Consider the following 17,168-nt stretch of genomic DNA (forward strand, 5'->3'; position numbering starts at 1 on the left):
GCCCCCCTTTTGCTTAGTGGTCAGCTGCCTGGCCTGCTCCTTTGGGGATACGGATATCCTCCACCAGGTGCTGGATGTGTTCGGGGGGCGGGGGCGTGATTCGGGAAACCACGTAGGCCACCACGAAGTTGAGGATCATGCCGACAACCCCGATGCCCTCGGCGCTGATACCCCAAAGGTTAGGGATCACCGGGGCCGGGGCGCCGAAGATTTGCGGTGCCCGCATCATGCCGATCATGGTTGCGGTGAAGATGAGGCCCACCAGGATGCCGGCAATGGCCCCCTCCCGGTTCATGCGCTTATCAAAGATGCCCAGGAGAATGGCAGGGAAGAGGCTGGCCGCCGCTAGCCCGAAGGCGAAGGCCACCACCTGGGCTACGAAGCCCGGGGGGTTCACGCCGAAGTAACCGGCCAGGATCACCGCCAAGAGGATCACGATCCGACCCGCCAAAAGGCGCTGGGCCTCGGTGGCAGTGGGGCGGAAGATGCGGTAATAGATGTCGTGGGAGATGGCGCTGGACATGGCCAGGAGCAAGCCGGCAGCCGTGGAAAGGGCAGCGGCCAGACCTCCGGCGGCCACCAGGGCGATCACAAAGGGGGAAAGCTTGGCCACCTCCGGGGTGGAAAGGACGATGATGTCGTTGTCAATGTGTACCTCGTTCTTGCTCTTTTCGTCAGGGGTATTGAAGTCCGGCTTGCCGCCCTTTAGGGCGAAGGCCCGGCCTGGGGCCACGGTGACCTTGCCGTCTCCGTCCTTGTCTACAAAGGCCAGGAGCTTGGTCTTTTCCCACTTGGCCACCCAGTCAATCTGGCGCACTTCTTCCAGGCTCTTGCCATTCAGGGTGGAGATGAGGTTGTAGCGGGCAAAGGCCGCCACCGCCGGGGCCGTGGTGTAGAGAAGGGCGATAAAAAGCAAGGCCCAGCCGGCGGAATAGCGGGCGGAACGCACATCGGGCACGGTGTAGAAGCGGATGATCACGTGAGGCAAGCCTGCGGTGCCCACCATCAAGGCCAGGGTGATGGCCAAGATGTCAATCATGGGTTTGCCCTGGAAGGGCTTGGTGTACTCGGTGAAGCCCAGGTCCACTTGAATCTGGTTTAGACGGGCCACCAGGTCGCTAAAGGTAAAGGCCAGCTGGGGAACGGGGTTGCCAGTGAGGATATTGGCGATGGCGATGGCGGGGATCAAGTAAGCGATGATCAGCACCGTGTACTGGGCCACCTGGGTCCAGGTGATTCCCTTCATGCCCCCGAGGACCGCGAAGAAGGCTACCACGGCCACCCCGATGATGACCCCGGTGGCGATGTCCACCTGGAGAAAGCGGCTGAAGACGATGCCCACGCCCCGCATCTGCCCGGCCACGTAGGTAAGGGAGATAAAGATGGTGGCGATGGCGGCCACGGCCCGGGCGGTGTGAGAGTAGTAGCGGTCGCCAATGAAGTCGGGTACCGTGTACTTCCCGTACTTGCGCAGGTAGGGGGCCAGGAGCAGGGCCAAGAGTACATACCCCCCGGTCCAGCCCATGAGGTAAACGGCCCCGTCATACCCCATGAAGGAGATTAGGCCCGCCATGGAGATGAAGCTGGCGGCGGACATCCAGTCGGCGGCGGTGGCGGCTCCGTTGGCGATGGCGGGCACGCCCCGACCCGCCACATAGAACCCCGCAGTTTCCCTAACCCGGCTGGCGTAACCGATATAGATGTATAGGGCAAAGGTAAGGCCCACAAGGAGATAGGTCCAGACTTCCACGCTCATGGTTTCCCCCTACTCGTGCACCCCGTACTGGCGGTCCAGTTGGTCCATCTTCCAGGCGTAGTAGAAGATTAGGACGACGAAGACGTAGATGCTTCCCTGCTGGGCGAACCAGAACCCCAGGGGAAGCCCCCCTAGGCGGATGCTGTTTAAGGGTTCCACCAGGAGGATGCCGAAAACGTACGAAACCAGCGCCCAGATGATAAGCAGGTTTCGTATCAAGGATGTGTTGGCCTTCCAGTACCCTTCCAGGTTGCTCATAACTCCCTCCCCCGCTAGGGAAGCGCTCTCTGCGCCCCTTTTTTGCCTCCCTCGCGGTTACGGGCAATCTTAGGGAAGGATGAGGGAGGTGTCAAGAAAACTAAAGTTTGCGGGTATGCGCAAAAGCGCGGCTTTTCCGTAGGGAAAGGGGGCTGGGGTATGCCCCAGCCCCCGGCAAAGTAGGGCTACTCCTCCAGCGTGGACAGATCCCCCGGGTCCTTGCCTAGCTCCTTTGCCTTAAGCAAGCGGCGCAGGATCTTGCCGGAGCGGGTTTTGGGAAGCTTGTCCAGGAAGACCACCTGCGAAGGGGTGGCGATGGGGCCCAGCTCCCGGCGCACGTGGGCGATGAGGCTCTCCTTGAGTTCCTCCGAGGGCGTTTGGCCTAGGCGGAGTACCACGAAGGCCTTTATGGCCTCTCCCTTGAGGGGATCGGGAACTCCGATCACCGCCGCCTCGGCCACCGCAGGGTGGGAGACCAGGGCGCTTTCCACATCCGCGGTGCCGATGCGGTGCCCGGCCACGTTCAGGACGTCGTCTGCCCGGCCCAGGACGCTGAAGTACCCCTCCTCATCCTTGCTGGCCACGTCCCCGGCCACGTACACGTTCCCCGGCACCTCGCGCCAGTACTGGAGGTAGCGGTCGTGGTGGCCCCAGACAGTGCGCATCATGTGGGGGAAGGGGCGCTTCAACACCAGAAGCCCCCCTTGCCCCGGGGGAACGGGTTTCCCCTCCTCGTCCACCACCTCCGCCTCCACCCCCGGCAAGGCCACCCCGGCGAAGCCCGGCTTGGCGGGGAGGACCAGGGGGGTGCCCAAGGTGGGCCCACCCAGCTCCGTCTGCCACCAGTTGTCGGCCACGAAGCCCCGCCTTCCCTCGTCCGCCAGATGCCGGTAAGCCCAGCGCAGGGCCTCGGGGTTTAGGGGCTCCCCGGCCACGGCGATGAGGCGCAAGGAGGAGAGGTCGTACTTTCCTGGCCATTCGGGGCCGAACTTCATGAAGAGCCTTACCGCGGTGGGGGCGGTGAACATCACGTTCACCCGATAGCGCTCCACCACCTGCCAGAAGGCCCCGGGGTCGGGATAGTCGGGGGCGCCTTCCCGGAGGACGCTGGTGATGCCTTCCAAAAGGGGGGCGTAGACGATGTAGGAATGCCCCACGATCCAGCCGATATCGCTGGTGGCCCAGAAGATATCCTGGTCCTTGACGTCAAAGAAGGTGCGCAGGTGGTAGGTGGTGCCCACCATGTACCCCCCGTGCACGTGCACCACCCCTTTGGGTTTGCCGGTGGAACCGGAGGTGTAGAGGATGAAAAGGGGGTGCTCGGCGTCCACCATCTCCGCCTGGGCCTCGGGGGGGTTTCCCCAAAGGAGTTCCTGGAAGTCGTGGTGCCCCTCCGGTAGCTCGGCCTTGAAAGCCCTCTGGAACCAGACCGCCTTCAGCGGCAGGTCCTTGATGGCCTCCTCCACGATGGAGCGGAGGTCCACCCCCTTGCCTCGGCGGAAGCTCACATCCCCGGCGATGAGGAGTTTGGCGCCGGCGTCCAGGATGCGCTCCCTTAAGGCGCTCACCCCAAGCCCGGCGTAGACCACGCTGTGGATGGCCCCCAAATAGGCGGTGGCCAGCATGGCCACGATGCCCTCCAGGGTCAGGGGCATGTAGATCACCACCCGGTCGCCCTTCTCCACCCCCAGGCGCTTTAGCCCCGTGGCCAGCCGGCGCACCCGGTCCAGGAGTTCCCCGTAGGTGAGCTTTTCCTCCCGGCCGTCCTCGGCCAGGTAAAGGAGGGCCACCTTGTTCCTAAGGCCCCTTTCCACGTTGCGTTCCAAAGCGTTGTAGACCACGTTGGTGGTGCCCCCCAGGAACCAGCGGTGCTCGGGGAGGTCCCACTCCAGGACCTTTTGCAAGGGCCTTTCCCAGTAGAACCGCTTGGCCCATTCGCCCCAGAAACCCTCGGGGTCCTCGAGGCTACGCCGGTACTCTTCAAAAAAGTTCTGGAGATTCGCCTTCCGGCGCACCTCCTCCGGGGCCCAAAGCCGCTCTTCTGCCTTAAGAAGCTTTTGTACCGCCATACTCCTCCTCCAAAACCGATACATCCCCAGGTTCTAACCCCAGGAGCTCCGCCTTTAGGAGGCGCCTCAGGATCTTCCCGCTTCGGGTGCGGGGCAACCGCTCCGCGAAAAGGATCCGGGGTGGGGGCACGGGGCCCAGGTGCCTTAGGAGGTGGGCCTTGAGCTTTTCCGCCAAGAGGGCCTTAAGTTCCTCCGGCACCTCCTTCCTGGGTACCACGAAGACCACGATCTCCTCCCCCTCTTCCCCGGGTATGCCGATGGCGGCGGCCTCCGCCACCTGGGGGTGGGTGAGGGCGGCCGCCTCCACCTCCGCGGTGCCCAGCCTGGCCTCCCCCGCCTTGATGACCTCCTCCGAACGGCCCAGGATGCGGAAGTAGCCTTCCTCGTCCCAGGTGGCCAGGTCCCCGGTCCAAAAGAGTTCCCCTTTCCATGGGCTTTCCCCTCCCAGGAGGTCCACCATGTGGGCTGGGCCAGTGCGGAGAAGGACCAGGTGCCCCTTGGCCCCAGGGGGCAGAACCCGGCCTTCGCCATCCACCACCCGGGCCTCCACTCCCGGAAGGGGCACCCCCACAAAGCCCGGCTTGGCGGGAAGGGTTATGGGCGTGGCCAAAGCCGGGGCTCCCAGTTCCGTCTGCCACCAGTTGTCCAGGGGCCAGGCCAGGTTCTCCCGGGTCCAGCGCCACACCTCCGGGGCCAGGGCTTCCCCCACGCTGCCCACCAGGCGCAAGGAGGTGGGCCGGGCCTCCCCGTGGCGGCGCAGGGTGCGGAGCACCGTGGGGGAGGTAAGGAGCACGTCCACCCCTAGGCGCTTTAGCCGCTCGTAAAAGGCGGCGGGGCTGGGGTGGTCGGGCCGGTCCTCCACCAGGAGGCTGGTGCCCCCCAGGAAAAGGGGCGCGTAGAGGCCGAAGGAATGCCCCACCACCCAGAAGAGGTCAGCGGTGGTATGGAAGACCTCCCCTGGCTTCAGGTCAAAGAGGTAGCGCAGGGCCCATCCCACGCCCACCATGTACCCCCCGTGGCCGTGGACCACGCCCTTGGGCTTTCCGGTGGAACCTGAGGTGTAGAGGATGAAAAGGGGGTGCTGGGCAGGGACGGCTACGGCCTCCACGGGTTTTCCTTCCGAGGCCCGTTCCAAAAACTCCGTGGTGCCCCGGGTATGCCAGAGCACCGGCAGCTCCAGGCCGGAAAGGGCGGCTTCCACCACCGGCCTCAAGGGGATGAGCTGGCCCCGGCGGAAGTAGCCGTCGGCGGCGACAAGCATCCGGGCCTGGCTTTGCAAAAGCCGCTCCTTAAGGGCCTCTGGGCCCAGGCCTACAGGCAGGGCCACGTGGATGGCCCCTATCCGGGCCAGGGCAAGGAGGCTTAGGGCCGCTTCCGCGCCGGTGGGCAGGTAGAGGGCCACCCGGTCACCCCGCCTCACGCCCAGGGCCTGGAAGACCCCGGCTAGGCGGCGGGAAAGGTCTAAGAGTTCCCGGTAGGTCCACTTGGCCAACTGCCCTTCCCCGTTCAGGGTGAGGAGGGCCACCTGCTGGGCCTTGGCGGGCAGGTGCCGGTCCAAGGCGTTGAGGGCGGCGTTGGTGTGCCCGCCCAGAAACCAGCGCCGGCTTTCCGGATCCCAGGCCTTTTCCCAGGGGGTTTCCCAGACAAACTCCCGGGCGAAGCCCCCGAAGAAGGCCTCGGGGTCCTCGAGGCCCGCCCGGTAAGCGGCGGCATAGTCCCGCAGGTTGGCCTCTTCCTTAAGGGGGCGTGGGGGCTCCACCACCTCCAGGTGCGGACCGGGCTCCAGGGCGGGCGGAGCCAGGCTCGGAGGCTCGGGGGGGCGCAGGTGGGCGGAGACCTGGGCCACCTCGGAAAGGGCGCGGGCCAGGCGGCCGAAGGCAAAGGGAAAACGCCTGGCGGGCACCACCACCCCCAGGGCCCCTAGAAGCCCGCCCTCGGGTCCAAAAAGGGGAGCGGCCAGGGCGGAAAGCCCTAGGGCGTACTCCTCCATTTCCGCTGCCAGCCCCGATTCCCGGATGCGGGCGAGTTCCGCCTCGAGGGCCAAGGGGTCGGTCAGGGTGTAGGGGGTTCGGGGATGGAGTGGCGGTAAGGGCAAGGCCCCGTAGGCCAAGAGGACCTTGCCCAAGGCCAGGGCATGGACCTCCTCCGGCAGGGTGTCCCCCAGGGGGTGGGGTTGCCCCTGCCGTCCCCGGGTTTTGAGCCGCACCCCCTCTGGGGTCAGGAGGGCCAGGTAGCACCGTTCCCGGGTGCGGAGGTAGAGTTCCTCCAAGGCTTCCTCCAGGGGCGTGGTCTCCAACCGCAAGGGTTTGGCCTGGCCCAGGCGGTACCCCCGTTCCGTCTTTACCGCAAACCCCTCCTCCTCGAGGCTGTTGAGAAGGGCATAGGCCGTGGAGAGGCTTTTGCCCAGGAGGCGGGCCACCTCCTTCACCTCCACCCCTTCCGGGTGCTCGGCCAGGTAGGCCAGGATGCGCAAGGCCGCTTGGACCGTGGAGAGGCTTCTCTTCCTGGCCATTTACGCTTATGTTGGGCAAACCGAGACCCGCCTGTCAAGAAAAGGGGGGTTTGGCAAATGGTGAAAAACCCCCCTTTTCTTGACCCCGCCCTGGGGCCAGCCTATCCTTAAAGGCCAAGGGAGGGTATATGGACCGGATAGAGGGCGTTCTCAAGGAGGAGCGGGTCTTTTACCCCAGCGAGGCCTTCCGGCAACAGGCCCACATAAGGAGCGAGGAGGAGTACGAGCGCCTGTATGAGGAGAGCCTAAAGGATCCCGAGGGCTTCTGGGGACGGGTGGCCTCCGAGCTCCACTGGTTTGAACCCTGGCAGAAGGTCTTGGAGGGGGACCTGCCCCATGCCAAGTGGTTCGTGGGCGGCAAGACCAACCTTTCCTATAACGCCCTGGACCGCCATGTAAAGACCTGGCGTCGCAACAAGGCGGCCCTCATCTGGGAAGGGGAGCCGGGGGAGGAGAGGGTTTTGACCTACCACGACCTCTGGCGGGAGGTGCAGAAGTTCGCCAACGTCCTGAAGCGCCTGGGGGTGAAGAAGGGGGATAGGGTCACCATCTACCTGCCCATGATCCCCGAGGCGGCCATCGCCATGCTGGCCTGCACCCGCATCGGGGCGGTGCACTCCGTGGTCTTTGGCGGCTTCTCCAGCGGGGCCTTGGCCGACCGCATCAAGGATGCCGAGGCCAAGGTGCTCATCACCGCCGATGGCGGTTACCGCCGAGGCCAGATCGTGCCCCTCAAGGGGAACGCCGATGAGGCCTTAAGGGAGGTCTCCAGCGTGGAGCACGTGGTGGTGGTGCGCCGCACCGGGGAGGAGGTGCCCTGGACCCCAGGCCGGGATCACTGGTGGCACGAGCTCATGGAGGCGGCCTCCGACCGGGCCGAGGCCGAGCCCATGGAGGCCGAGGAGCCCCTTTTCATCCTCTACACCTCGGGTTCCACGGGCAAGCCCAAGGGGGTCCTCCACACCCTGGGCGGCTACATGACCTACGTCTACCTCACCACCAAGCTGGTCTTTGACCTGAAGGACGAGGACGTGTACTGGTGCACCGCCGATGTGGGCTGGATCACCGGCCACTCCTACGTGGTCTACGGGCCCCTTCTGAACGGGGCCACCACGCTGATGTACGAGGGAGCCCCCAACTGGCCCGAGCCCGACCGCTTCTGGCAGATCGTGGACAAGTACGGGGTGAACATCCTCTATACCGCCCCCACCGCCATCCGGGCCTTCATGAAGTGGGGGGAGGGTTGGCCCCTTAGGCACCGGCTGGACTCCCTGCGCCTTTTGGGCACCGTGGGGGAGCCCATCAACCCCGAGGCCTGGCTCTGGTACTACCAGGTGATTGGCAAGGGGCGCTGCCCCATCGTGGACACCTGGTGGCAGACGGAAACCGGGGGCATCATGATCACCACCCTGCCCGGGGCGCACCCCATGAAGCCCGGGCATGCGGGTAAGCCCTTCTTTGGCATAAAACCAGAGATCTTGGATTCGGAGCACAAGCCCGTGGAGAATCCGGACGAGGGCGGGCATCTGTGCATCACCCGTCCCTGGCCCAGCATGCTGCGCACCGTCTGGGGGGACCCGGAGCGCTTCCTGCAACAGTACTTCAGCCAGCACCCCGGCAACTACTTCACCGGGGATGGGGCTAGGCGGGATAAGGACGGGTACTACCTTATCCTGGGCCGGGTGGATGACGTCCTGAACGTGGCCGGGCACCGCCTGGGCACCATGGAGATCGAGTCCGCCCTGGTCTCCCACCCCGCGGTGGCCGAGGCGGCGGTGGTGGGCCGGCCCGACCCCTTGAAGGGGGAGGCCATTGTGGCCTTCGTGACCCTGAAGGAGGGGCACGCTCCCTCCGAGGCCTTGCGGGACGAGCTGAAGGCCCATGTGGCCAAGGTGATCGGGCCCATTGCCCGCCCCGACGAGGTGCGCTTCACCGAGGCCCTGCCCAAGACCCGCTCCGGCAAGATCATGCGCCGCCTCCTAAGGCAGATCGCTGCCGGGGAGAAGGAGATCAAGGGGGATACCTCCACCCTCGAGGACCGCTCCGTGGTGGAGCGCCTCAAGGAAGGGGCCTAGCCTCCCCCCTGTCCCAGGGCCGGGTATACCCGGCCCTGGGGGTGCAGATGGGGACGCTACTGGGCCGGGCTCTTGTGCACGTGCACCACCTTCCAGCCCTCGGGGAAGCGCACGGCCACCCGGCTTTCGTTCACCGCCCGGTGCCTTAGGCCTCCTTCCTCCTCCACGGTAAGCAGCAGGGTGTAGCTGAAGATGGCCACGTCCCCGTAGCGCTGCAGGCGCCTTTCCAAAAGGTCCAGGCGGTAGGGCTTGCCTCCCGTAGCCCAGCGGCGCTCGGTCATGTAAAGGTGGAAGGGAAGCCCGTCCAACCGGTGCGGGGTCACGAACCACTCGTATAGGGAAAGCTCCTCATGGGTGGTGGCCCGGTAGCCTTCGGGGTCCCCTTGGTAGATGCTCTCAAGATGCCTCTCCAGAAACTTCCAAAGTTCCGCCTCGCCCTCCACGGTTCACCTCCCCGGCTGGTACTCCCCCCACTCCTCCCTGAGCACCCCGCAGACCTCCCCCAGGGTGGCCCGGCGGCGGAAGGCCTCCAGCACGTGGGGGAATAGGTTCTCGCTTCCTTTTGCCGCACGGCGCAGGTTTTCCAGGCCGATCCGCACGCTTTCCCCGTCCCGCTCGGCCTTGAATGCGGCTAGTTCCCGTTTGCGCCTCTCGTGGAGCGCGGGGTCTATGCGCTGCACGGGGGTCGGCTCGTTGAGGGGGCTATGGGGATCGGCGAAGCGGTTTACCCCCACGATGATGCGCCGGCCTTCCTCCACTTCCCTTTGGAACTGCCAGGCGGACTCCTCTATGGCCCGCTGGAAGTACCCGGCCTCCACCGCCGCCACCGCACCCCCTAGGGCGTCGATCTCCCGGATGAGCCTTTCCGCTTCGGTTTCCAGGTGGTCCGTGAGGTGCTCCACGTAGAAGCTTCCCCCCAAGGGGTCTATGGCCCGGGTGACCCCGCTCTCGTAGGCCAGGATCTGCTGGGTGCGCAAGGCCAAAAGGGCGCTTTTCTCCGTGGGGAGGCCCAGGGCCTCGTCGTAGGCGTTGGTGTGCAGGCTCTGGGTGCCCCCCAAGACCGCGGCCAGGGCCTGGTAGGCGGTGCGCACCACGTTGTTTAGGGGCTCTTGGGCGGTAAGGGTGGAGCCCCCGGTCTGGGTGTGGAAGCGGAGGGCCCAGCTTCTCGGGTCCTTGGCCCCAAACTCCTCCCGCATGATGCGGGCCCAAAGCCTCCTGGCGGCCCGGAACTTGGCGGCCTCCTCAAAGATGTCCCCGTGGGCGGCGAAAAAGAAGGAGAGCCTGGGGGCGAACTGGTCCACCTCAAGCCCCCGCTCCAAGGCGGCCCGCACGTAGGCCTTGCCGTCGGCCAGGGTGAAGGCGATCTCCTGGGCGGCGGTGGCGCCCGCCTCGCGGATGTGGTAGCCGGAGATGGAAATGGTGTTGAAGCGGGGGACCTGCCTTGCGCAAAACTCAAAGATATCCGTTACCAGGCGCATGGAGGGCCCCGGGGGGTAGATGTAGGTGCCCCGGGCGAAGTACTCCTTGAGGATGTCGTTTTGCACGGTGCCGGAGACCTTTTCCCAGGGGACCCCTTGTTCCTCCGCCACCAGGAGGTAAAGGGCCAGGAGCATCATGGCGGGGGCGTTGATGGTCATGCTGGTGGAAACCTGGTCCAGGGGGATGCCCGCAAAGAGCTTTTTCATGTCTTCCAGGGTGGCGATGGACACCCCTACCCGCCCCACCTCCCCCACGCTCATGGGGTGGTCGGGGTCTAGGCCCAGCTGGGTGGGCAAGTCAAAGGCCACGCTTAGGCCTGTCTGGCCCTGGGAAAGTAGGTATCGGTAGCGGGCATTGGACTCCTCGGCGGTGGAGAAGCCCGCATACTGGCGCATGGTCCAAAGCCTGTCCAGGTACATCCGCGGGTAGATGCCCCGGGTGTAGGGATACTCCCCGGGGCGGCCCAGCTTTTCCCGGTAACCCTCCGGCAGGGACTCAAAGAGGCCTTCCATGCCCTAGTTTTACAGGAAAATCCGCACCAGGAAAAGGAAGAGAAAAAGGGCACCCAGGATCAGGAGAAGGGGCGGCAGGAGCAGGCTATACGTGGCCAGCACCAGGGCCAGGAAGTCCTTCCAGTCGGGTTTCGTTTCCCCTCTCATCCCCCTTTTAGCCTACACCTTGGGGGTTCAAGGGCCCAGGGATGGGGGCGGGGGCCAAGGCTTTACCTGTGGATAGCTATGCCTTCTTTTGCTAGCATTGGGCCATGGCCCTCTCCAAGAACACCCGGAAGGTGCTTAAGGTGCTGGCCCGGCGCGGAGCCCCCGAGGTGCTTTTGGCCCTAAGCCGCGGTACCTCCCGCTTTTCCGATCTGGGCACCCACCTGGGCCTTTCCCCCCGCACCCTGGCGGAGCGGCTTCGGGAGCTCCACCTCCTGGGGTTCGTCCAGCGGCAGGCCTACGCGGAGGTCCCGCCCCGGGTAGAATATGTCCTGACCCCGCGGGGTAAGCGGGTTTTGGAATTTTTGGACGCGTTGGACGAGATATTGGAGGCCGTGCAGGAGGGCAAAAGGTGAAAGCGAAAGCCATTGTGGTGACTTCGGGCAAGGGTGGCGTGGGGAAGACCACCACCACCGCCAACCTGGGGGCGGCCTTGGCCAAACTGGGGGAGAAGGTGGCGGTGGTGGATGTGGACGTGGGCCTCAGGAACCTGGATGTGGTCATGGGCCTCGAGGGCCGGGTGGTCTTTGACCTCATTGACGTTCTGGAGGGACGGGCCAAGGTGCGCCAGGCCCTGATCCGGGACAAGCGCATAGAAAACCTCTTCCTCCTCCCCGCCTCCCAGACCAAGGACAAGGAGGCCCTGGACCCTGGCCGTTTCAAGGAGCTCGTCCAATACCTCCTTCAAGAGGAGGGCTTTGACCGCGTGCTCATCGACTCCCCCGCCGGCATTGAGAAGGGCTTCCAGACCGCCGCCACCCCGGCGGAAGGGGCTTTGGTGGTGGTGAACCCCGAGGTCAGCAGCGTGCGCGACGCCGACCGCATCATCGGCCTCTTGGAAGCCCGGGAGATCCGGGAAAACTTCCTGGTCATCAACCGCCTGCGGCCGAAGATGGTGGCCCGGGGGGATATGCTTTCCGTGGAGGACGTGGTGGAGATCCTGGGCCTTAAGCCCCTGGGCATCGTCCCTGAGGACGAGCAGGTGCTCATCTCCACCAACCAGGGGGAGCTCTTGGTGTTGAAGGGCTCGAGCCCCGCCGCTCAGGCCTTCATGGACACCGCCCGGCGCATCCGGGGGGAGGAGGTTCCCTTCCGCAGCCTGGAGGATAGCCAGGGGCTGTTGTCGGTGATCCGGCGGCTCTTTGGAGGTCGCTGATGTGGTGGCGCAGGAAGAGCAAGGATAAGGCCAAGGAGCGGCTCAAGCTGGTCCTGGCCTACGACCGGGCCAAGCTTTCCCCGGGCCTGGTGGAGAACCTGAAGCGGGACCTTTTGGAGGTGTTGCGCCGTTACTTCCCCGCCCAAGAGGAAGTGAACGTGGCCCTGGAGGAGCGGGGGGAGAAGATGGTCCTGATCGCCGATATTCCCCTCCGGTAAAGGCCCATGGTGCTCCGGCGCCCAAACCTTCTGGCCTACGACTGGGGCCTGATTCTCCTTGCCGTAACCATCGCGGTTTTGGGGCTTTTCAACCTGCGAAGCGCCGCCCCTGACCCTAGCCTCTTAAGCCGCCAGCTTGGGGCCTTCGGCCTGGGTCTTTTGCTGGCGGTGGGGGTGCAGTTCCTCTCCCGCCGCACCGTCTTCGCCCTGGCCTACCCCCTTTATGCCCTTTCCCTCTTCCTCCTGGTGGCCGTACTGGCCTTCGGTCGGGAGATCAACGGGGCCAAGGCCTGGTTCGTGCTGGGGCCTTTGCAGTTCCAGCCCCTGGAGCTGGCCAAGCTGGGCCTCATCCTGGCCTTGGCCCGGCTTTTGGAGTCGCGGGAGGTGCGCCGGGTGTGGGACTATTTCCTGCCGGGCCTGTTGACGGCTCCCGTGCTGGCCCTCCTCCTCCTGCAGCCGGACCTGGGGGGTAGCCTGGTGGTCCTTTTTGGCGCCTTCACCGTGCTCTTCGTGCGGGGGTTGCCCTGGAAGCACATCTTGGTGGGCTTTGTTGCCCTGGTTCTCCTGGTGCCCACCGTGGTCTGGCCGAACCTCAAGCCCTACCAGCGGGAGCGGGTCCTCATCGTTTTGGATCCCTACCGGGACCCCCTGGGCCAGGGCTTCCAGGTGATCCAGTCCACCATCGCCATCGGCTCGGGAGGGCTTTTCGGCAAGGGGTATGGCCAGGGCACCCAGACCCAGCTGGGCTTTGTCCCCTTTCGCCACACGGACTTCGTCTTCGCCGTGTGGGCCGAGGAGTGGGGGTTTGTGGGGGTGGCGGCCTTATTGGCCCTTTATGGGCTTCTCCTCCTGCGAATCCTGGGTGTGGCCTTGGAGTGCCCCCGCCTATCCGACCGCCTTTTTGTCGCCGGGGTGGGGGGGATGCTGGGCTTCCAGGTCCTGGTGAACCTGGGGGTGGCCTTGGGGGTGATGCCGGTAACGGGCCTTACCCTGCCCCTTTTCTCCTACGGAGGATCCAGCCTTATGGCCACCCTTCTCTCCTTGGGCCTGGTGCTCCTCGTGCACCGGGACCGGGCAACCCCATGAGGGTTGTGCCCCAGGCCCCGGCACCCTAAACTAGGCCCCGTGGCCGGGGAAGCGCTGGTCCGCCTTGTGGGGGTAAGCAAGCGTTTTGGCGAGGTGGTGGCCTTGGATGGCGTGGACCTCGAGGTGCAAAAGGGCGAGTTTTTTAGCCTCCTGGGGCCCTCGGGTTGCGGGAAGACCACCCTGTTGCGGCTTTTGGCCGGGTTTGATACCCCGGATGCCGGCCGCATAGAGATCGCAGGCCGGGACGTCTCCCGGGTTCCCCCCTACGACCGGCCCGTGAACACCGTCTTCCAGAACTACGCCCTCTTCCCCCACATGACCGTGGAGGGCAACGTGGCCTTCGGCCTGCGCATGAAGGGGCTTTCCCCGGGGGAGGTCCGCAAGAAGGTGGCCTGGGCCTTGGAGCTAGTGGACCTTGTGGGCCTGGAAAGGCGCTACCCAAGGGAGTTATCCGGGGGACAGAGGCAACGGGTGGCCTTGGCCCGGGCCCTGGTGCTGGAACCCCAGGTGCTCCTTCTGGACGAACCCCTTTCCGCCTTGGACCTAAAGCTCCGCCAGGAGCTCCGGGTGGAGCTCATGCAGCTTCAGCGAAGGCTCGGCACCACCTTCATCTTCGTCACCCACGATCAGGAAGAAGCGTTGGTCATGTCCGACCGCATTGCGGTGATGCGCTCGGGAAGGATTGAGCAGGTGGGCTTGCCCGACGAGGTCTACGAAAGGCCCAAGAACCGCTTCGTGGCGGATTTCCTGGGCCGCTCCAACCTCCTCCCCGCCAAGCCCCACCCCCTGGGGGCGGAAACCCCCCTGGGTCCCTTGCGCCTCAAGGAGCCCCTGGTGCGGGAGGCCCTCTTGGTGATCCGGCCTGAGAAGATCCGCCTTTACCCCCTGGGGAACGGAGCCCCAGCCCGGGACAACCTGGTGCGGGCCAAAGTGGAGGAGATCGTCTACACGGGGGCAGAAAACCAGTACTACCTGCGCTCAGGGGAGGTAAGGCTTCTAGCCTACACCCTAAACCAGGACCTACAGGAGCCAGGGGCGGAGGAGTTTTCCTATGGGGAGGAGGTTCTTTGCTACCTCCCCCCGGAGAACCTGGTGGTGCTCCATGAATGAGGCGGCTACCCCCTGGCGGCGGCTTTTCCGGGTCCTGGTGACGGTGGGCCCTGGGGGGCTTTGGCTACTGGTCTTTGTCCTCATCCCCACCCTTTTGGTGCTCGTGGCCTCCTTCCTCACCCGCGGGCCTTATGGGGAACTCAGCGGGCCCTGGGGCCTCCACAACTACGCCAAGCTCCTTCAGCCCGCCTACTTGGAAGCCTTTGCCCAAAGCCTTTTGGTGGGCGTTCTGGCCACCCTCCTTTCGGCCCTCATGGGCTATCCCCTGGCCTTCTACATCGCCCGCCATCCTCGGCGGGACCTCCTTCTTTTCCTGCTACTTTTGCCCTTTTTGACCAACTTCTTGATCCGGGTGTATGCCTGGCTGGTCCTCTTGCAGCGGGAAGGCCTGGTGAACGCCCTTTTGGGGGCCTTCGGCGTGGGGCCTTTTACCTTATACCCCTCCTTTTTTGCGGTTCTCCTGGCCACGGTCTACACCTTTTTGCCCTTTTTCGTCCTGCCGGTCTACGCCAGCGTGGAACGCTTGGACTGGCAGCTTCTGGAGGCGGCCTACGACCTGGGGGCCAAGCCTTTTAGGGCCTTCCTGCACGCGGTCCTGCCCCAGACCTACCCTGGGCTTTTTGCGGGTAGCGTGCTGGTTTTTATCCCCGCCATGGGCACCTTCGTGGTGGCGGACCTCTTGGGGGCAGGCAGGGTGGTCTTGATCGGCAACCTCATCCAGCAACAGTTCGGCCTTACCCGGGACTGGGCCTTTGGGGCGGCCCTTAGCGTCTTCCTCATGGGATTCGTGCTCCTGGCCCTTTACCTCTATGCCCGGCTTCAAGGGGAAAGGGGGTTGGACGAGTTGGTATGAAAAGACTCCTTTCCCTTCACGCCCTCTTGGTCTACCTTTTCCTCTATCTGCCCATCCTGGTGATCGTAGCCCTTTCCTTTAATGAAAGCCGCCGGGGGGTGCGCTTCACCGGCTTCACCCTGGATTGGTACCGGGCCCTTTTCCAGGACCCCAGGGTCCTGGAATACTTCCTGAACACCCTCACGGTGGCCTTCGTGTCCACCCTGGTGGCCACCCTTTTGGGCACGCTTTTGGCGGTGGGGCTTGTGCGCTACCGCTTTCCCGGTAAGGGGTTTTTGCGCTACCTCCTCTATATCCCCGTGGTGGTGCCCGACGTGGTCATGGGGGTCTCCCTCCTCCTCCTCTTCGCCCTGGCCCGGGAGGTTTTGGGCTTTCCCCGGCTTTCCCTGCTTACGGTGATCCTGGGCCACATCACCTTCCAGGTGGCCTTCGTGACCCTGGTGGTGCGCTCCAGGCTCCTTCTCCTGGACCCAGCCCTGGAGGAGGCGGCCCGCGACCTAGGGGCCCGGGGGTGGCAGACCTTTTGGTACGTAACCCTGCCCCTGGCCTGGCCGGGGGTGGCGGCGGGGGCCCTTCTGGCCCTCACCCTTTCCCTGGACGACTTTGTGGTCACCTTCTTCACCGCTGGGCCCGGGGCTACCACCCTGCCCCTGTACATCTATTCCAGCGTCAAGCTGGGGGTAAGCCCCAAGGTCCACGCCTTATCCACCCTGATCATTGGCCTTGGCGCCTTCTTCCTGGCCTTGGGGTATGCTTTAGGCCGGAGGAGGGTATGAAGCGTTGGGGCATCCTTTTCCTGGCGCTCCTTTTGCTGGGTTTGGGCGTCTATGTCCTCAGGCCGAGGCCGGCTCCCGGGGCGGGGGAGACCCTGTACTTCCTAAACTGGGCCGACTACATCCCAGAGGACCTCCTTAAGAAGTTTGCGGCGGAAACCGGGGCCAAGGTGGTCCTGGACACCTTTGAGTCCCCCGAGGCCATGCTGGCCAAGCTGAAGGCGGGGGCGGACCGCGAGTTCTCCTTGGTGGTGGCCCCCGACTACTACGTGCTCCAGATGGCCCGGGAGGGCCTCCTCGCCCCCCTGGAGAAGGAACGGTTGAAGAACCTGGCCAACCTGGACCCCTTTTTCCTGGACCCGCCCTACGACCCCGGCCTGCGGTACTCGGTGCCTTACCTTTGGGGCACCACGGGCCTGGCCTACCGGGAGGATTTGGTAAAGGGCCCTGTGGATTCCTATGCCGTGCTCTTTGACCCGGCCAGGCAGGTGGGGCCCTTCCTCCTCCTGGACGAGATGCGGGAGACCATCGGGGCGGCCTTGAAGTACTTGGGTTACTCGGTGAACACCACGGACCCGAAAGCCCTGGAGAAGGCCCAGGGGCTTCTCCTCGAGGCCAAGCGCCGCTCCGTGGGCTTCGCTGGAGGGGTGGAGGCCTTAAACCGCATCCTGGGCGGGGATGCGGCGGTGGCCCTCGCCTATTCCGGGGATGTCCTCCAGGCCAGGCAGGAGGACGAAAGGCTCCGCTACGCCATCCCCAAGGAGGGGGGCACCCTCTGGACCGACGCCCTGGTGGTCCTGCAGCGGGGCCCGGCGCAGGACTTGGCCTACCGCTTCATAGACTTTCTCTTGGAGCCTCAAAACGCCGCTTCCCTGGCCCAGTACACCCGCTATGCCACCCCGGTGGCCAAGGCCCTACCCCTTCTTCCCGAGGAGATGCGCCAGGACCCCACGGTGTTTCCTCCGGAGGAGGTGCGGGAAAAGCTGGAGTACCTTAAGGACCTAGGGCCGGATATCGCCCTTTACGACCGGGTCTGGACCGAGGTAAAGGCCCGGTGACGACTCCCCGCTCTAAAGAGCGGGGCTTCTCGGGGACAAGTTTAAACCT

At 64.9% G+C, this 17,168-nt stretch carries 16 protein-coding genes; 9 read left to right on the forward strand and 7 right to left on the reverse strand.

From position 1 onward, the window contains the following. Positions 1-13: 13 nt before the first annotated feature. The 4 genes from L0D16_RS04140 to L0D16_RS04155 form a co-directional block, all read right to left on the reverse strand. Entirely contained in the window at positions 14-1,756 is a 1,743-nt protein-coding gene (locus L0D16_RS04140) for a sodium:solute symporter family protein (RefSeq protein ID WP_243030184.1), read from the reverse strand. 9 nt (positions 1,757-1,765) lie between these two features. Further along, positions 1,766-2,014 (reverse strand): DUF4212 domain-containing protein, encoded by a 249-nt coding sequence (locus L0D16_RS04145; RefSeq protein WP_243027130.1) that lies wholly within the window; start codon positions 2,012-2,014, stop codon positions 1,766-1,768. Positions 2,015-2,199: 185 nt separating this feature from the next. After that, on the reverse strand, positions 2,200-4,083 hold the full coding sequence (locus L0D16_RS04150; protein WP_243030185.1) for an acetate--CoA ligase: 1,884 nt from the start codon (positions 4,081-4,083) through the stop codon (positions 2,200-2,202). Further along, a complete protein-coding gene (locus tag L0D16_RS04155) occupies positions 4,061-6,595 on the reverse strand; it encodes an AMP-binding protein (RefSeq protein WP_243030186.1) in 2,535 nt (844 codons plus the stop codon). The genes L0D16_RS04150 and L0D16_RS04155 overlap by 23 nt, the downstream gene beginning before the upstream one ends. A 128-nt stretch (positions 6,596-6,723) precedes the next feature. On the opposite strand from L0D16_RS04155, the gene acs reads away from it, so the two are divergent. Beyond that, positions 6,724-8,670 (forward strand): acetate--CoA ligase, encoded by a 1,947-nt coding sequence (acs, locus tag L0D16_RS04160; RefSeq protein ID WP_243030187.1) that lies wholly within the window; start codon positions 6,724-6,726, stop codon positions 8,668-8,670. A gap of 56 nt (positions 8,671-8,726) precedes the next feature. Here the strand turns inward: acs and L0D16_RS04165 are convergent, their stop codons facing one another. The 3 genes from L0D16_RS04165 to L0D16_RS04175 are packed head-to-tail and all read right to left on the reverse strand — an operon-like array spanning position 8,727 to position 10,808. Further along, complete coding sequence (locus L0D16_RS04165; RefSeq protein ID WP_243030188.1) at positions 8,727-9,113, reverse strand: nuclear transport factor 2 family protein; 387 nt, start codon at positions 9,111-9,113, stop codon at positions 8,727-8,729. A 3-nt stretch (positions 9,114-9,116) separates the two neighbouring features. After that, on the reverse strand, positions 9,117-10,661 hold the full coding sequence (locus tag L0D16_RS04170) for an acyl-CoA mutase large subunit family protein (RefSeq protein WP_243030189.1): 1,545 nt from the start codon (positions 10,659-10,661) through the stop codon (positions 9,117-9,119). A 9-nt stretch (positions 10,662-10,670) separates the two neighbouring features. Next, positions 10,671-10,808: a hypothetical protein gene (locus tag L0D16_RS04175; protein ID WP_243027138.1), complete on the reverse strand. Its 138-nt coding sequence runs from the start codon at positions 10,806-10,808 to the stop codon at positions 10,671-10,673. 104 nt (positions 10,809-10,912) lie between these two features. On the opposite strand from L0D16_RS04175, the gene L0D16_RS04180 reads away from it, so the two are divergent. From L0D16_RS04180 to L0D16_RS04215, 8 genes are read left to right on the forward strand one after another with little or no spacing between them, the layout of a single operon-like run. Next, a complete protein-coding gene (locus tag L0D16_RS04180) occupies positions 10,913-11,221 on the forward strand; it encodes a winged helix-turn-helix transcriptional regulator (RefSeq protein ID WP_243027139.1) in 309 nt (102 codons plus the stop codon). Further along, complete coding sequence (gene minD / locus L0D16_RS04185) at positions 11,218-12,021, forward strand: septum site-determining protein MinD (protein ID WP_243030190.1); 804 nt, start codon at positions 11,218-11,220, stop codon at positions 12,019-12,021. The genes L0D16_RS04180 and minD overlap by 4 nt, the downstream gene beginning before the upstream one ends. After that, positions 12,021-12,239, forward strand: coding sequence for a cell division topological specificity factor MinE (gene minE / locus L0D16_RS04190; RefSeq protein WP_243030191.1), 219 nt, complete (start codon positions 12,021-12,023; stop codon positions 12,237-12,239). The genes minD and minE overlap by 1 nt, the downstream gene beginning before the upstream one ends. Before the next feature lie 6 nt (positions 12,240-12,245). Continuing rightward, complete coding sequence (rodA, locus tag L0D16_RS04195; protein ID WP_243030192.1) at positions 12,246-13,325, forward strand: rod shape-determining protein RodA; 1,080 nt, start codon at positions 12,246-12,248, stop codon at positions 13,323-13,325. A gap of 39 nt (positions 13,326-13,364) precedes the next feature. Beyond that, positions 13,365-14,435 carry an ABC transporter ATP-binding protein gene (locus L0D16_RS04200; protein WP_243030193.1) on the forward strand — a complete coding sequence of 357 codons (1,071 nt, stop codon included), beginning with the start codon at positions 13,365-13,367 and terminating at the stop codon, positions 14,433-14,435. Continuing rightward, entirely contained in the window at positions 14,428-15,288 is an 861-nt protein-coding gene (locus tag L0D16_RS04205; RefSeq protein ID WP_243030194.1) for an ABC transporter permease, read from the forward strand. The genes L0D16_RS04200 and L0D16_RS04205 overlap by 8 nt, the downstream gene beginning before the upstream one ends. Beyond that, the gene (locus L0D16_RS04210) at positions 15,285-16,064 is read left to right on the forward strand and encodes an ABC transporter permease (RefSeq protein WP_243030195.1); all 780 of its coding nucleotides are present in this window, start codon (positions 15,285-15,287) and stop codon (positions 16,062-16,064) included. The genes L0D16_RS04205 and L0D16_RS04210 overlap by 4 nt, the downstream gene beginning before the upstream one ends. Beyond that, positions 16,061-17,119, forward strand: a complete 1,059-nt coding sequence (locus L0D16_RS04215) for a polyamine ABC transporter substrate-binding protein (RefSeq protein WP_243030196.1) — start codon at positions 16,061-16,063, stop codon at positions 17,117-17,119. Before L0D16_RS04210 ends, L0D16_RS04215 begins: the two co-directional genes overlap by 4 nt. Positions 17,120-17,168 lie beyond the last annotated feature (49 nt).

Origin of the sequence: Thermus altitudinis (genome assembly GCF_022760835.1) — a bacterium.
Lineage (GTDB): Bacteria > Deinococcota > Deinococci > Deinococcales > Thermaceae > Thermus > Thermus altitudinis.

What these genes read in the sequence shown, in the direction of transcription:
- L0D16_RS04180 (WP_243027139.1), top strand. Translation starts at nt 10,913, where the DNA reads ATGGCCCTCTCCAAGAACACCCGGAAGGTGCTTAAGGTGCTGGCCCGG.
- L0D16_RS04140 (WP_243030184.1), bottom strand. Translation starts at nt 1,756, where the DNA reads ATGAGCGTGGAAGTCTGGACCTATCTCCTTGTGGGCCTTACCTTTGCC.
- L0D16_RS04210 (WP_243030195.1), top strand. Translation starts at nt 15,285, where the DNA reads ATGAAAAGACTCCTTTCCCTTCACGCCCTCTTGGTCTACCTTTTCCTC.
- L0D16_RS04145 (WP_243027130.1), bottom strand. Translation starts at nt 2,014, where the DNA reads ATGAGCAACCTGGAAGGGTACTGGAAGGCCAACACATCCTTGATACGA.
- L0D16_RS04150 (WP_243030185.1), bottom strand. Translation starts at nt 4,083, where the DNA reads ATGGCGGTACAAAAGCTTCTTAAGGCAGAAGAGCGGCTTTGGGCCCCG.
- rodA (WP_243030192.1), top strand. Translation starts at nt 12,246, where the DNA reads ATGGTGCTCCGGCGCCCAAACCTTCTGGCCTACGACTGGGGCCTGATT.
- L0D16_RS04175 (WP_243027138.1), bottom strand. Translation starts at nt 10,808, where the DNA reads ATGAGAGGGGAAACGAAACCCGACTGGAAGGACTTCCTGGCCCTGGTG.
- L0D16_RS04155 (WP_243030186.1), bottom strand. Translation starts at nt 6,595, where the DNA reads ATGGCCAGGAAGAGAAGCCTCTCCACGGTCCAAGCGGCCTTGCGCATC.
- L0D16_RS04215 (WP_243030196.1), top strand. Translation starts at nt 16,061, where the DNA reads ATGAAGCGTTGGGGCATCCTTTTCCTGGCGCTCCTTTTGCTGGGTTTG.
- acs (WP_243030187.1), top strand. Translation starts at nt 6,724, where the DNA reads ATGGACCGGATAGAGGGCGTTCTCAAGGAGGAGCGGGTCTTTTACCCC.
- L0D16_RS04205 (WP_243030194.1), top strand. Translation starts at nt 14,428, where the DNA reads ATGAATGAGGCGGCTACCCCCTGGCGGCGGCTTTTCCGGGTCCTGGTG.
- minE (WP_243030191.1), top strand. Translation starts at nt 12,021, where the DNA reads ATGTGGTGGCGCAGGAAGAGCAAGGATAAGGCCAAGGAGCGGCTCAAG.
- L0D16_RS04170 (WP_243030189.1), bottom strand. Translation starts at nt 10,661, where the DNA reads ATGGAAGGCCTCTTTGAGTCCCTGCCGGAGGGTTACCGGGAAAAGCTG.